The sequence below is a fragment of the Pseudomonas sp. JS425 genome (assembly GCF_018223845.1).
Lineage (GTDB): Bacteria > Pseudomonadota > Gammaproteobacteria > Pseudomonadales > Pseudomonadaceae > Aquipseudomonas > Aquipseudomonas asiatica.
Genome location: NZ_CP073661.1, coordinates 386,675 through 399,898, shown reverse-complemented (window position 1 = coordinate 399,898; position 13,224 = coordinate 386,675). Strand labels below are relative to the sequence as shown.

Sequence of the window (13,224 nt, the reverse complement as noted above, 5' to 3'; positions counted from 1 at the left end):
CGCGCGTTGCATGCGAAGGCAGGGATAATACTGGTTGTTTTTTGACCATAATCTTGGAGGCGCCGTCACACAAGGGCTGCGGCCATGCGCCAACACTTTATCCACACCTTGGCGAACAGATTCGGTGGGCAAAAGCGCTCGATCGAGGCTGTGTATGGAATGTAGGAGCGGCCTTGTGTCGCGATGGGCCGCAGTGCGGCCTCAGGATCTCGACTATGAGTCAAGATTGCCGGGGCTGCTGCGCAGCCCATCGCGACACAAGGCCGCTCCCACACCGGGACCGCGTGAGGCTCTAGCGCAGCACGCCCTCTTCCACCAGCAGCTTGAGGATGGCCTCGGCGCCTTCCTGTGGAGAAACGTCCTTCAACACCTTGCCACCGCCGCCACTGGCCTTGGCCGTCGCCGCCTTCATCCGGTCGGCACCGCTCTTGGCCTTGATCACCTTCAGCCGCTTGGGCCGTGGGCGGGCTGGTTGCAGTTCGGCTTCGGCCAGCAGTTCGTCTTCGACGATAGCCACGTTGCGTGCCGCCAACACACCCCGACGCGCCGGCCCGAAAGCACTCTGGCGCGGCTTGCGCGCGGCGTTATCCACAGTCGCCAGCAACGGCAGGCGCACCTTCAGCCGACGCCGCTGACCGCGCGGCAGCGCCTGCAATACCTGGGCGGTGCCGTTTTCGATCGACTCCACTTCAGCCAACCCCACAATCAGCGGCCAGCCGAGCTTTTCGGCCAGCAGGAACGGCAACATGCCCGACCCTTCGCCAGTCTCGGCCTGGCTGCCGGTCAGCACCAGCTGTGCCCCGGCATCGCGCAGGTAATCCCCGAGCACGCCCAGCACGTCGGCGCCGGCCGGCTGCTCCAGCACATCCAGGTGGTCCAGGCCCATCCCCAGGTAGGCGCGCAGCGCCTCTTCCCGTGGGTCGCCGGCATGCACCACCTGTAAGTTATCCCCAGCCAGCTGCAAACCCAGCTCCACGGCGCGCGCATCCTGCTCGGCGCGGCGAGCGCGGCCGGAGCTGGGGTGGGCACCGATGGAAACCAGGCTGATCACTTTCGTACTCATGCTCGTGCCCTTATGCCGCGTCGCGCTGGCCGCCGCTGCGGTAGTTGTCCACAGCCTCGATCAGTGCCTGGAGAATCGCCGAACTGTCACCAATCACCGACAAGTCCGCCCGTTTGATCATGTCGCAGCCCGGGTCCATGTTGATCGCTACCACCTTGTCGCAGGCGCCGATGCCCTGCAGGTGCTGGATCGCGCCCGAGATACCCACAGCCACGTAGACCCGCGCGGTAACCCAGGTACCGGTGGCACCCACCTGGCGGTTGCGCGGCATGAAGCCGTCGTCCACCGCCACCCGCGAGGCGCCTTCGGTGGCGCCAAGGGCCGCGGTGGCCTTGTGATACAGGTCCCAGTCCTTGACCCCGTTGCCGCCCGAGATGATGAACTCGGCTTCGGCCATGGCAATGGTGGCCGGGTCCACGGCCACCGAACCGAGGTCTTCGATGCGCGACAGGCTGCGCGCCACGCTTGTGGACAACTCCACGGGCAGCGCTTCGTGACGGGTTTCGCTGACCGGCTCGGCGCACTCGGCCGCCGCCAGGATCAAGCGTGGTACGGCGCGCTGCAGGTCCTGCTGGCCGGCACCGGCACGGCCGATGCACTGGCCGTCCTTGACCTGCCATACCCGCGTCGCCGGGCGCTCGCCCAGTGCCGCGCCCAGGCGCCGGCCCAGTTCGCCACCACCGGTGCGGCTGTCGGGCAGCAGCCAGTGGCGCGGGGTGAACTGGTTATCCACAGCCCGCAGGCCTTGTACCAGTTGCTCCGGTGCATAACCTTCGAACGCCTCGCCTTCGATGACCAGCAGGCGGTCGACCCCGGCTGTGGAAAAGTTGCTTTCCTTGTGCTCGCCAAACACCACTGCCAGCACCGCACCGTCGCTGCCGGCCAGGCTGTGGGCCAGGCCGAGCAGGTCGCGGTCGTGGCTGCTCAGGCGGCCACCGACCATGTCCGGCACCACGGCGATGTAGAACGCCGGCGCCGGCACCTGGTGCAGCGGCAGCTTGACCTCGGCCGCCGCCGTGCGTCGCCCGCCCACGGCGGTGCCCTGCTGGGCGCCGCTGCGGTCGATGCGCTTGATGCCGGCCGGGCCGATGAAGCCTGCGGCAATCGCATGGGGGTTCTTGCGGATGAGGCCGTTGGGCCCCATCCAGCTGGTCTGCTGCGTCTGCATCGCTGCATGCAGCGGGTGCAGACGGTTACGGGCGATCCACTCGGCGCGTGGGTCGCGGCGGATAATGTCGCTCATCAGTGCACCTCCGCAGGTTCACGTTTGGCCGTTTGCGGCTTTGGGGCAGAGGGCGCGTCCTCTTCGATCAGCACGTCGGCCACCAGTTCGGCCAGGTCCTTGATCTGCGGGCGCGGTTCGACCACACCTTCGAGCATGGCGGTGCATTGTGGGCAACCCACGGCCACCAGCTCGGCCTCGGTCTCGCGGATGTCGTCCATGCGCATGTCCGGGATACGCTGCTTGCCAGGGATGTCGGTGATCGGCGCACCGCCACCACCGCCGCAGCAACGGGAACGGAAGCCCGAGCGCTGCATCTCGCGCACTTCGATACCCAGGGCCTTGAGCACGGCACGCGGAGCTTCGTACTCACCGTTGTAACGGCCCAGGTAGCACGGGTCGTGGTAGGTGACGCTGCCGCCCTTGTGCTGGCCGAGGTTGAGCTTGTTGGCCGCGATCAGTTCGGCGATGTACGTGCTGTGGTGCTGCACCTGATAGTCGCCGCCCAGGGCGCCGTACTCGTTCTTCAGCACATGGAAGCTGTGCGGGTCGCAGGTGACGATGCGCTGGAACTTGTACTTGGCCAGGGTCTGGATATTGCGTTTGGCCAATTGCTGGAAGGTCGCTTCATCGCCCAGACGGCGCGCCACGTCGCCGCTGTCGCGCTCTTCCAGGCCGAGCACGGCAAAGTCCACGCCCGACGCCTTGAGCACTTTGACGAACGAGCGCAGGGTGCGCTGGTTGCGCATGTCGAAGGCACCGTCACCGACCCAGAACAGCACCTCGGTGGTTTTCACCTCCGACAGCAGTTGCAGGTTGAGGTCGGCGGCCCAGTTCATGCGCCCGCCAGGGGCGAAGCCGCCCGGGTTGTCGGTAGCGATCAGGTTGTCCAGCACTTCGGCGCCCTTGTTCGGGGTGGCGCCTTTTTCCAGGGTGAGGTGACGACGCATGTCGACGATGGCATCGACGTGCTCGATCATCATCGGACATTCCTCGACGCAGGCACGGCAGGTGGTGCACGACCACAGCGTTTCGGCGTCGACCAGGCCATTGACGATCGGCTGGTGCGGGTGGCCGCCATGCTCACCGATCGGTTTGCCCGGGTATGGGCTGCCGGCGAACTGCGCGTCGGTGCCACCGGCCAGGCCGATGACCATGTCCTGGATGAGCTTTTTCGGGTTCAGCGGCTGGCCGGCGGCAAAGGCCGGGCACATGGCTTCGCATTTACCGCACTGCACGCAGGCGTCGAAGCCCAGCAGCTGGTTCCAGGTGAAGTCCACCGGCTTTTCCACGCCCAGCGGCGCGTTCGGGTCTTCCAGGTCCAGCGGCTTGAGGCCGGTGGAACGGCCGCCGCCGAAGCGTTCGGCGCGGCGGTGCCAGGCCAGGTGCAGGGCACCGGCGAAGGCGTGTTTCATCGGGCCGCCCCAGGTCATGCCGAAGAACAGCTCAGACACGCCCCACAGCACGCCCAGACCGAGAATGCCCACCATCACCCAGCCACCGGTGTTGGCCGGCAGGATGCCGGCGACCGGCAAGGTGGCGATGAAGAAGCTCACGGCAAACGCCAGCAGGCTCTTCGGCAAGCGCATCCACGGGCCCTTGGACAGGCGCGAAGGCGGGTTGAGGCGGCGCTTGAAGACGAAGATGGCGCCACTGAACATGATCACCGTGGCCACCAGCAACGCGTAGCCGAGGATCTTGCTCTGCAGGCCGAAGCCGTGCACCAGGATCGCCAGCACGGCCGACAGCACGAAGCCGCCAGCGGTAGCCACGTGGGTCTTGGACATGTACTTGTCGCGCTCGACCACATGGTGCAGGTCCACCAGGTAGCGGCGTGGCATGGCCAGCAAGCCGCCGATCAGGTTGACCTTGGACGGCCGGCCACGCCGCCACATGCGCACCCGGCGCAGGGCGCCGAGCACTGCCAGGCCAAGGGCAGCGAACAGCAGGATAGGTAGAAGGGTGTTCAACATGGGAGGCTCCCACAACAGCTGGATTCTTGCGCCACTCTGAAGATGGGATCGGCCCCTTGTGGGAGCGGGTTTACCCGCGAATGCGTCAGATCAGACTACTTTGTTGCTTGTGCTGACGCTTTCGCGGGTGAACCCGCTCCCACAGGGACCGCGCCCGGTGGCGACGATTTTTCTCGATCAGAAGTCCTTGCACAGGCGCAAGGCGTCGTAGATCGCCGCATGCACGTTGCGCTGGGCCACGCAGTCGCCGATGCGGTACAGCAGGTAGCCTTCGCCCGGCTGGCTGAGGATCGGCTGTGGCTTGATGGCGAACAGTGCCTCCACGTCGATCTGGCCTTTGTTGCGCGAACCTTCCTTCAGTGCGTAATACAGCTGCTCGTCAGGACGCACGCCGTTCTCCACCACCACCTGGTCGACCACGCGCTCTTCCTTGGCGCCGGTGTATTCGTTTTCCAGCACCGCCACCAGCTTGTCGCCTTCGCGGTAGACCTTTTCCAGCATCATGTCGCCGGTCATGATCACTTCTTTCGGGTACATGCTGCGGTAGTAGGTCGGGAAGGTAGTACCGCCCATGGCCACACCCGGCTTGATGTCGTCGGTGACGATCTCGACCTGGCTGCCCTTGTCGGCGATGAAGTCAGCCACCGACATGCCGGTGAACTCGCAGATGGTGTCGTACACCAGCACGTTCTTGCCCGGCGCAACCTTGCCGTCGAGCACGTCCCAGCTGCTGACCACCAGCCCTTCGGCGGCGCCCCAGTGCTCGTTCTGCTCCAGGAAGGAATGCCCACCCACCGCCAGCACGATGATGTCCGGGCGCAGGTCCTGGATGGCAGCCACGTCGGCGGCGGTGCCCAGGCGCAGGTCGACCTTCAGGCGCGCCAGCTCCAGCTGGTACCAGCGAGTGATACCGGCGATCTGGTCGCGCTGCGGGGCCTTGGCGGCGATGGTGATTTGCCCGCCGATCTGCTCCTTCTTCTCGAACAGGGTCACATCGTGGCCACGTTCGGCAGCCACGCGGGCCGCTTCCATGCCGGCCGGGCCGGCGCCAACCACCACCACCTTGCGCTTGGCGCCGGTGGTCTTCTCGATGATGTGCGGCACGCCCATGTATTCACGGGAGGTCGCGGCGTTCTGGATGCACAGTACATCCAGGCCCTGGTACTGGCGGTCGATGCAGTAGTTGGCACCGACGCACTGCTTGATCTGGTCGATCTGGCCCATCTTGATCTTGGCGATCAGGTGCGGGTCAGCCATGTGCGCACGGGTCATGCCGACCATGTCCACGTAGCCGCCTTCGAGGATGCGCGTGGCCTGGTTCGGGTCCTTGATGTTCTGCGCGTGCAGCACCGGGACCTTGACCACTTCCTTGATGCCGGCCGCCAGGTGCAGGAACGGCTCCGGCGGGTAGCTCATGTTCGGGATGACGTTGGCCAGGGTGTTGTGGGTGTCGCAACCCGAGCCGACCACGCCGATGAAGTCGAGCATGCCGGTGGCGTCATAGTAGGCAGCGATCTGCTTCATGTCCTCGTGGCTGAGGCCATCGGGGTGGAATTCGTCGCCACAGATACGCATGCCCACGCAGAAGTCGTCACCGACTTCGGCGCGCACGGCCTTCAGTACTTCCAGGCCGAACTTCATGCGGCCTTCGAAGGTGCCGCCCCATTCGTCGGTACGCTTGTTGACCCGTGGGCTCCAGAACTGGTCGATCATGTGCTGGTGCACGGCCGACAGTTCCACGCCGTCCAGGCCGCCTTCCTTCGCACGGCGGGCAGCTTGCGCATAGTTGCCGATCACGCGCCAGATCTCCTCCACCTCGATGGTCTTGCAGGTGGCGCGGTGCACGGGTTCACGGATACCCGACGGCGACATCAGGGTCGGCCAGTTGAAGCCGTCCCAACGCGAGCGACGGCCCATGTGGGTAATCTGGATCATGATCTTGGCGCCATGCTTGTGCATGGCGTCGGCCAGGTTCTGGAAGTGCGGGATGATGCGGTCGGTCGACAGGTTGACCGACGACCACCACTCCTGCGGGCTGTCGATGGCCACCACCGACGAGCCGCCGCAGATCGCCAGGCCGATACCGCCCTTGGCCTTTTCTTCGTAGTACTTCACGTAGCGGTCGGTAGTCATGCCGCCGTCAGTGGCGTAGACCTCAGCGTGCGCGGTGCTGAGCACACGGTTGCGGATGGTCAGTTTGCCGATCTGGATCGGCTGGAACATTGCTTCGAATGCCATGACGCTATCTCCGGCTTACAACGGCTTTGTAACGAACAGGCCATCTTCGTGGCCTTCTTCCGACCCGCCATAGACCTGTTCGGCCACGGTGCGGATCGAGCTGCCGCGGGCAGCGAGAATCTGGTCCATGGCGCCGGCGAACCAGCCGGTGAACATGTAATCGACCTTGCGGCCGCACTTGCCATAGACGTACACGAACGCGGAGTGCTTGAGCTTGACGCTGCAGGTGCCTTTGTCGAGGTCGATGTCCTGGATCTCGAACAGGCCCCAGCCACGCTGGCTCAGGCGCTTCATGTAGTGCTCGAACACCGCCACGCCTTCCAGGCCATGGCACTCGGCCTCTTTTTCACACCAGTGCCAGGCGGACTTGTAGCCGGCCTTGTAGAGGATCTCGGCGTACTTGTCGGCGCCCAGGACTTCTTCGATGCCCATGTGGTTGTTGACGAAGAAATGGCGCGGCACATACAGCATCGGCAAGGCGTCGCTGGTCCAGACACCGGTCTCGCTGTCTACTTCGATTGGCAATTGCGGGGCGATCTTGGCCATGGAAACTCAACTCCATAAAATTTTTTATCGGGATGCCCCGGCGTTGCTGGCAGGGGCTTTCAGGCTTGGAGAGCGGCTTATTCGCCCCACACGTCCTTGAGGACGTTGACCCAGTTCTCACCCATGATCTTGCGCACCACGCGCTCGGAGTGGCCGCGCTTGAGCAAGGTTTCGGTGAGGTTGGGGAATTCGCCCACAGTGCGGATGCCCAGTGGGTTGATGATCTTGCCGAAGTTGGTCAGGCGACGGGCGTAACCCTTGTCGTGGGTCAGGTATTCGAAGAAGTCCTGGCCGTGGCCCTGGGTGAAGTCGGTACCGATACCGATGGCGTCTTCACCGACGATGTTCATGGTGTACTCGATGGCTTCGGCGTAGTCGTCGATTGTCGAGTCGATGCCCTTGGCCAGGAACGGCGCGAACATGGTCACGCCAACGAAACCGCCGTGGTCGGCGATGAACTTCAGCTCTTCGTCCGACTTGTTGCGCGGGTGCTCTTTCAGGCCCGAAGGCAGGCAGTGCGAGTAGCAAACCGGCTTTTTCGACTCGAGGATGACTTCTTCGGAGGTCTTGGAGCCCACGTGGGACAGGTCGCACATGATGCCGACGCGGTTCATTTCGGCAACGATCTCGCGACCGAAGCCCGACAGGCCGCCGTCACGCTCGTAGCAACCGGTACCGACCAGGTTCTGGGTGTTGTAGCACATCTGCACAATGCCCACGCCCAGCTGCTTGAATACGTCGACGTAGGCGATCTGGTCTTCGAAGGCGTGGGCGTTCTGGAAGCCGAAGAGAATGCCGGTCTTGCCCAGTTCCTTGGCCTTGCGGATGTCGGCGGTGGTGCGTACCGGCATCACCAGGTCACTGTTATCGCGGATCAGCTTCTGGCTGGCGGCGATGTTGTCGACGGTAGCCTTGAAGCCTTCCCAGACCGACACCGTGCAGTTGGCCGCAGTCAGCCCGCCTTTGCGCATGTCTTCGAACAGCTCGCGGTTCCATTTGGCAATGATCAGGCCGTCGATGACGATGCTGTCGGCGTGAAGTTCGGCTGGGCTCATCAGGCTGTCCCCTTTTATTGAATGGGTTTGCGCCAAACCTTATTGCCGGCGCTTTGGGGCCAGCATATGCCTGTGCCCAAAGGCGCCCCGATGCAAAAACGACAGGGGGTTTGCCGAAAGCGTCAATGCGCGACATCGCGCCCTCTGGCGCGCCGTCTGGCGATGAGAGACAGTCTCGATAACGACATTTCCGACCGTTTCATGAACATTTCTTCAGGGAGCTATCGTCTTGTCGGCGGCTGAGCGAGAATCCAGCCGATTCGTCAGCCTTGTTGAGGAGAAAACGGATGAAATCAATGGCATGGCTGGTACTGCTGGCTGTCGTATCGGGCGCCCAGGCCGGCGAGGAAGAAAGCACCCCGTGCGACAACGTCGAGACCGACCAGCAGACATTCGCTTGCGCGGCGTTCAACAAGCAGACGGCCGAGCGTGAACTTAAGTCGGCGTATGACGACCTGATACAGCGCATTCGCGACCAGTACGCCGACGAAGGCGACAAGGCAGACGCCTTGGCCGAGCGTATGGAGGCGGCCGAGAAACTGTGGACGCAACTGCGCGATGCCGACTGCAAGGTCGAAACCTATGCCGAGAAACCGGGCAGCAAGGCGTTCGAAGCGGCGTGGAACACCTGCGTGGCACAACGCAGCGATGACCGCTCGGAGTACCTGCAGTCCATCGGCCAGCAGTAAGGGAGTTCCTCGGCAGGAAAGGCTTTCGGCTTATCTGTCTTGACGATCCGAACCAAAGTGCGTCCCCGGCGCCTCACCCGAGGTGCCGATGATGAACTCGATCGGAAACCAAGACATGACCTCTACTATCAGCAAGACCGACATGAACAGCGCCATTGCCGCCCTGAAGAAAGAAGGCGAAGAACGCGCCGTCATGGTTGCCAACACCGTCTGCATCTTTGCCCCGGATGTACCTGCCAGCGTTGCCGAAGACGTGCTCGATGGCATGCGCTTGATGAACCTGTCGGCAAACAAGAAGTTCGACAAGGAAACCCAGCAGCGCGAGTGGTACAACTTCTACAACGACGGCCTGGGCAAGTTCGGCTGGACGCTGACCGGCGCCGCCCATGTCGAGGAAGCAATCGACAAGGACACCCACACGCTGGCCACCCTGGTGCCGCAGATCGTCACCGTCCAGATCGGCGCCAGCCACCGCCTGAGCCGCTGTGTAAAACGCTCCTTCGAAGTGATCGTGCAAACACCCAAGGCGCAGCAACTGCTCGAAGAAAGCAGCGTGAGTGTTTCGGGCAAATCCAGCACCATCCAGATTTCGGCCTGCGAGATGACACCGCAAGGCCTGCCGATCATGCACATGACCAGCGTTCAGCTGAGCTATGACAAGGCCGAGAAAGCCGCAGGGTCCGCTGGCCGCATCATCGACAAGTCGAATACCCGTGTATACCGGGCCTCGCAACAGGGCTCGTTCAGTGTTCGCCACTTCGACGCCATGCGCGAAGCCGTCAGGATGAAGTTGGCCAGCCAGGCGTTCGACATCCTGGCGCTGGAACTCTGACCTGCACCTGGCGCCGCCCAGCGGCGCCAGGCTCCCCTTCCTACGCCTGCAGCGAGGACCACAAGCATGCCCACCAAACTCGCCAACCAACCCTGGGAAGACCTTCATGCCTGCCTGCGCCTGGCGCAACTAGAGGCCAACCAGGCTCACGATCGCCAACAGGATGGCCAGCGCTGGTTCAGCCGTTTTCTGCAGGGCCTGGAGAACAGCGGTGTCGAACTGATCGAACGGACGACGAAAAGCATCAACTGCGTACCCACGGATGCTGTGTTTCAAGACGTCTTCAACGGCTGGATTCCAGCGCCCCAGCGTCGCAACCTCAAGTTCGAGCGGGTTGCCAACGACATACTTAATGGCTTGAAACAGCCAGACCTCGCCCTGCTGCGCAGCACTTCGGCCAGCTCGCACCTGCGCATCGAATTTGACCTAGATGACAGCGGCAGCCCGCTGGCGATCGTCTTCAACCTGTGCTGTTCGACCGACCCGGATGCCCCACGTACGCGCCTTGCCCTGCAACTGGACCACATGGGCGCGAAACTCGACGCCCGGGCTTTCGAGGCGCGACGAGTACAGGTCGAAAACCGCCTCCAGGCGCTTTCTGACCTCGATCAGTTCTAACCAGGCGGCATTGCACGCTCCACGGCTGAGGGTGGTCGCCACCGTGCAAAGGTTAGTCGCAAGAACGCATGGCCCAGAGCATGGGCCGCGTAAAGGATTTCAGTTACTTTTTCACCCTGTTTGGCTTCTGCTCGGTAGACAACTTGGCCGATTCGCTCGATACCTCCTACCGATTGCGCCATGCTCAGCCCCTTAGGGAAGGTCTGAAAAAGACTTCCCGAATCTGGTGAAATACGCCGATCCCGCCAGCCGAGTTTTTCCATGAAGCAGATGACCTTCGCCGACGCCGAGTACGCCGGCAAGCGCAAGCAGACCCGTAAGGAATTGTTCCTGATCGAGATGGATCAGGTGGTGCCGTGGAAGGGATTGATTGCCCTGATCGAGCCACACTACCCAAAGGGTGAAGGTGGTCGTCCAGCCTATCCGCTGATGGCCATGTTACGTATCCATCTGATGCAGAACTGGTTCGGCTACAGCGACCCGGCCATGGAAGAAGCGCTCTACGAGACGACCATCCTGCGTCAGTTCGCCGGGCTGAGCCTGGAGCGCATTCCCGACGAAACCACCATCCTCAACTTCCGTCGTTTGCTGGAGAAACATGAGCTGGCAGCCGGCATCCTCGGCGTAATCAATGGCTACCTGGGGGATCGCGGCCTGTCGCTGCGCCAGGGCACTATCGTCGATGCCACACTGATCCACGCACCCAGCTCGACCAAGAACCAGGACGGCAAGCGCGACCCGGAAATGCACCAGAGCAAGAAAGGGAACCAGTATTACTTTGGCATGAAGGCGCACATCGGCGTGGATGATGAGTCGGGGCTGGTACACAGCGTGGTAGGCACGGCAGCCAACGTGGCGGATATCACCCAGGTCGACAAACTGCTGCACGGTAACGAGAACGTCGTCTGCGCCGATGCCGGCTACACCGGCGTCGAAAAGCGCCCCGAACATGCGGGCCGCGAAGTGATCTGGCAGGTCGCAGCACGCCGCAGCACCTACAAGAAGCTCGATAAACGCAGCGCCCTGTACAAAGCCAAGCGCAAGATCGAGAAGGCCAAGGCACAAGTGCGAGCGAAGGTCGAGCACCCGTTTCGAGTGATCAAGCGCCAGTTCGGTTACGTGAAGGTGCGCTTCCGTGGCCTGGCCAAGAACACCGCTCAGCTGGTGACGCTGTTCGCGCTGTCGAACCTATGGATGGCGCGCCGACATTTGCTGACTACCGCAGGACAGGTGCACCTGTAATGCGGAAAATGGCTGCTGCGAGGTGCTCGCGGCGGCCAAAAACGGAGAACTGAGCGGGTTACCTGGTCGATTTTGATCGACGGCCCGCTTTCAAAAGCAGCAAGGGCTGAAGTCGACCGGAAATACAGGGTTACTTCAGACCTTCCTTAGGCAGCGGATGTTCCTGATACATGTCTGGGACGTTGAACGCCCCTTCATATCTGCCCCGACAACTGCGGTGAGCAGGCACGCCGTAAGTTGGCCCAACAGACCAAAGAGGCCATAAGAAGGGAAGCGCTGCAATAACGCAGAGAGCATTCTCCTTATAACTGCCGGCCTCCACATCCAAATTCACCAAGGTGATTAAAGATGAATGATTCGATTAACAATATTAAAGAAATAGAATTTTTGGAGTTTGTGAACAAAATTTACGTAGTTGACTACCCTAGCGACGAAGCGCACCGTAGCGCTGTGGAGAAGTTTGAGAAACTGTCAGAGCACCCCGCTGGATCAGATCTTCTTTTTTACCCAGAGGAAGGGAAAGATAGTCCTGAGCAAATTGTGGCCGAGGTGAAGGCTTGGCGTGCTGCAAACGGCAAACCAGGATTTGCTCAACCCTAATATGTGCCCCCCCGATCAGTTGTAAAGGCGGTCAAAAAACTAATCGGGGTTCCCACCTCGTCTAACCAAACAAGTTTCCAAGGAGGTGAGAGTTGAACCTCCATGGCTCACGAGGACCAGTCACACCACCCGGGCCAACCGATCCTCCCGCGGACACCGCTCGAACCGTGCCCGGTAGCTGCGTGTAAAATACGACGCCGACTCGAACCCGCACGCCACCGCCACCTCCAGCACACTCATGTCGGTCTGGCGCAATAACTGCCGAGCCTTGTCCAGTCGCAATCGCAGATAGAAGCCACTGGGCGTGTCGTCCAGATGCAAGCGGAACAGGCGCTCCAGTTGCCGCCGGGTCACCTGCACTGCATCGGCCAGCACCTGGCTGTTGAGCGGCTGCTCGATATTTCGCTCCATTTCTCCGATCACCTTCACGAGCTTCTTGTTGCTGATGCCGTAACGGCTCGCGATCTGCATGCGCTGGTGGTCCTGGCGCTGGCGAATGCGCCCGAGCACGAACTGCTCGGACACCTGCACCGCCAGCTCGCTGCCATGGGCCTGGCCGATCAGGTCGAGCATCAGATCGATCGACGCGGTACCGCCTGCGCAGGTGATGCGACGCCGATCAATCTCGAACAGCTCCTGGGTCACCTGCAAGCGTGGATAGCGCTCCTTGAACGCCTCCAGCGCCTCCCAGTGCACGGTGGCGCGGTGGCCGTCGAGCAGGCCGGCCTCGGCCAGCACCACCGCGCCGGTATCGATGCCACCCAGAACCACCCCCTCATGGTCCAGGCGGCGTAGCGCCTGCTGCAGCGCCGGCCCATAACAGGCCAATGGCTCGAAACCGGCGACGATCAGCAGGATGCCACCAGGCTCGCCCGCCGCCAGCGCTGCATCGGCGTTCACCGACATGCCATTGCTGGCCAGCACCGCCCCGCCGTCCAGGCTCAACACCTGCCAGCGATACAACGGGCCCTTGAAGCGGTTGGCCACCCGCAGTGGTTCCAGGGCACTGATGAAACCCATGGCCGAGAACCCGGGCAACAACAGGAAGTGAATGATTTGCGGCATTGCATGCTCCACGGCAAAGGTGGTCGCCTCCGTGCAAATGTTGGTCGCCAGGGTGCGATTTTCCACCCTGACAGCAGCGTA

The 13,224-nt window shown here is 62.4% G+C and carries 13 protein-coding genes; 5 read left to right on the top strand and 8 right to left on the bottom strand.

Going from position 1 to position 13,224, the window contains the following annotated elements; genetic code table 11:
- Positions 1-292: 292 nt before the first annotated feature.
- The 6 genes from KDB76_RS01780 to KDB76_RS01755 form a co-directional block, all read right to left on the bottom strand.
- Positions 293-1,063 (bottom strand): electron transfer flavoprotein subunit beta, encoded by a 771-nt coding sequence (locus tag KDB76_RS01780; protein WP_024088006.1) that lies wholly within the window; start codon positions 1,061-1,063, stop codon positions 293-295.
- Between the two features lie 10 nt (positions 1,064-1,073).
- Positions 1,074-2,306 carry an electron transfer flavoprotein subunit alpha/FixB family protein gene (locus KDB76_RS01775; protein ID WP_013970510.1) on the bottom strand — a complete coding sequence of 411 codons (1,233 nt, stop codon included), beginning with the start codon at positions 2,304-2,306 and terminating at the stop codon, positions 1,074-1,076.
- Entirely contained in the window at positions 2,306-4,258 is a 1,953-nt protein-coding gene (gene dgcB / locus KDB76_RS01770) for a dimethylglycine demethylation protein DgcB (protein ID WP_013970509.1), read from the bottom strand. Before dgcB ends, KDB76_RS01775 begins: the two co-directional genes overlap by 1 nt.
- Before the next feature lie 177 nt (positions 4,259-4,435).
- A complete protein-coding gene (dgcA, locus tag KDB76_RS01765; protein WP_013970508.1) occupies positions 4,436-6,496 on the bottom strand; it encodes a dimethylglycine demethylation protein DgcA in 2,061 nt (686 codons plus the stop codon).
- Between the two features lie 15 nt (positions 6,497-6,511).
- Complete coding sequence (locus KDB76_RS01760) at positions 6,512-7,042, bottom strand: DUF5943 domain-containing protein (protein ID WP_013970507.1); 531 nt, start codon at positions 7,040-7,042, stop codon at positions 6,512-6,514.
- A gap of 77 nt (positions 7,043-7,119) precedes the next feature.
- Positions 7,120-8,097, bottom strand: coding sequence for a dipeptidase (locus tag KDB76_RS01755; RefSeq protein ID WP_003257506.1), 978 nt, complete (start codon positions 8,095-8,097; stop codon positions 7,120-7,122).
- A gap of 287 nt (positions 8,098-8,384) precedes the next feature.
- Here KDB76_RS01755 and KDB76_RS01750 point away from each other — a divergent pair, with 287 nt between their 5' ends.
- The 3 genes from KDB76_RS01750 to KDB76_RS01740 all read left to right on the top strand — a co-directional run bounded on the left by KDB76_RS01750 (position 8,385) and on the right by KDB76_RS01740 (position 10,236).
- Complete coding sequence (locus tag KDB76_RS01750; protein WP_013970506.1) at positions 8,385-8,786, top strand: lysozyme inhibitor LprI family protein; 402 nt, start codon at positions 8,385-8,387, stop codon at positions 8,784-8,786.
- A 115-nt stretch (positions 8,787-8,901) separates the two neighbouring features.
- Complete coding sequence (locus KDB76_RS01745) at positions 8,902-9,618, top strand: hypothetical protein (RefSeq protein ID WP_230397048.1); 717 nt, start codon at positions 8,902-8,904, stop codon at positions 9,616-9,618.
- 66 nt (positions 9,619-9,684) lie between these two features.
- Positions 9,685-10,236, top strand: coding sequence for a hypothetical protein (locus tag KDB76_RS01740; protein WP_013970504.1), 552 nt, complete (start codon positions 9,685-9,687; stop codon positions 10,234-10,236).
- Here the strand turns inward: KDB76_RS01740 and KDB76_RS01735 are convergent.
- On the bottom strand, positions 10,233-10,499 hold the full coding sequence (locus KDB76_RS01735; RefSeq protein WP_212632213.1) for a hypothetical protein: 267 nt from the start codon (positions 10,497-10,499) through the stop codon (positions 10,233-10,235). The genes KDB76_RS01740 and KDB76_RS01735 overlap by 4 nt on opposite strands.
- On the opposite strand from KDB76_RS01735, the gene KDB76_RS01730 reads away from it, so the two are divergent.
- A complete protein-coding gene (locus KDB76_RS01730; RefSeq protein ID WP_038410028.1) occupies positions 10,498-11,478 on the top strand; it encodes an IS5-like element ISPa16 family transposase in 981 nt (326 codons plus the stop codon). The genes KDB76_RS01735 and KDB76_RS01730 overlap by 2 nt on opposite strands.
- A gap of 348 nt (positions 11,479-11,826) precedes the next feature.
- A complete protein-coding gene (locus KDB76_RS01725) occupies positions 11,827-12,078 on the top strand; it encodes a bacteriocin immunity protein (protein ID WP_038408553.1) in 252 nt (83 codons plus the stop codon).
- A gap of 120 nt (positions 12,079-12,198) precedes the next feature.
- Here KDB76_RS01725 and KDB76_RS01720 read toward each other — a convergent pair whose 3' ends face one another.
- The gene (locus tag KDB76_RS01720; RefSeq protein ID WP_024088002.1) at positions 12,199-13,143 is read right to left on the bottom strand and encodes a GlxA family transcriptional regulator; all 945 of its coding nucleotides are present in this window, start codon (positions 13,141-13,143) and stop codon (positions 12,199-12,201) included.
- Between the last annotated feature and the right edge of the window lie 81 nt (positions 13,144-13,224).

Excerpts from the sequence above, each read along its gene's own strand:
- KDB76_RS01755 (WP_003257506.1), bottom strand. The coding sequence starts at position 8,097 with ATGAGCCCAGCCGAACTTCACGCCGACAGCATCGTCATCGACGGCCTG.
- KDB76_RS01775 (WP_013970510.1), bottom strand. The coding sequence starts at position 2,306 with ATGAGCGACATTATCCGCCGCGACCCACGCGCCGAGTGGATCGCCCGT.
- KDB76_RS01740 (WP_013970504.1), top strand. The coding sequence starts at position 9,685 with ATGCCCACCAAACTCGCCAACCAACCCTGGGAAGACCTTCATGCCTGC.
- dgcB (WP_013970509.1), bottom strand. The coding sequence starts at position 4,258 with ATGTTGAACACCCTTCTACCTATCCTGCTGTTCGCTGCCCTTGGCCTG.
- dgcA (WP_013970508.1), bottom strand. The coding sequence starts at position 6,496 with ATGGCATTCGAAGCAATGTTCCAGCCGATCCAGATCGGCAAACTGACC.
- KDB76_RS01730 (WP_038410028.1), top strand. The coding sequence starts at position 10,498 with ATGAAGCAGATGACCTTCGCCGACGCCGAGTACGCCGGCAAGCGCAAG.
- KDB76_RS01745 (WP_230397048.1), top strand. The coding sequence starts at position 8,902 with ATGACCTCTACTATCAGCAAGACCGACATGAACAGCGCCATTGCCGCC.
- KDB76_RS01725 (WP_038408553.1), top strand. The coding sequence starts at position 11,827 with ATGAATGATTCGATTAACAATATTAAAGAAATAGAATTTTTGGAGTTT.
- KDB76_RS01735 (WP_212632213.1), bottom strand. The coding sequence starts at position 10,499 with ATGGAAAAACTCGGCTGGCGGGATCGGCGTATTTCACCAGATTCGGGA.
- KDB76_RS01750 (WP_013970506.1), top strand. The coding sequence starts at position 8,385 with ATGAAATCAATGGCATGGCTGGTACTGCTGGCTGTCGTATCGGGCGCC.
- KDB76_RS01760 (WP_013970507.1), bottom strand. The coding sequence starts at position 7,042 with ATGGCCAAGATCGCCCCGCAATTGCCAATCGAAGTAGACAGCGAGACC.
- KDB76_RS01780 (WP_024088006.1), bottom strand. The coding sequence starts at position 1,063 with ATGAGTACGAAAGTGATCAGCCTGGTTTCCATCGGTGCCCACCCCAGC.
- KDB76_RS01720 (WP_024088002.1), bottom strand. The coding sequence starts at position 13,143 with ATGCCGCAAATCATTCACTTCCTGTTGTTGCCCGGGTTCTCGGCCATG.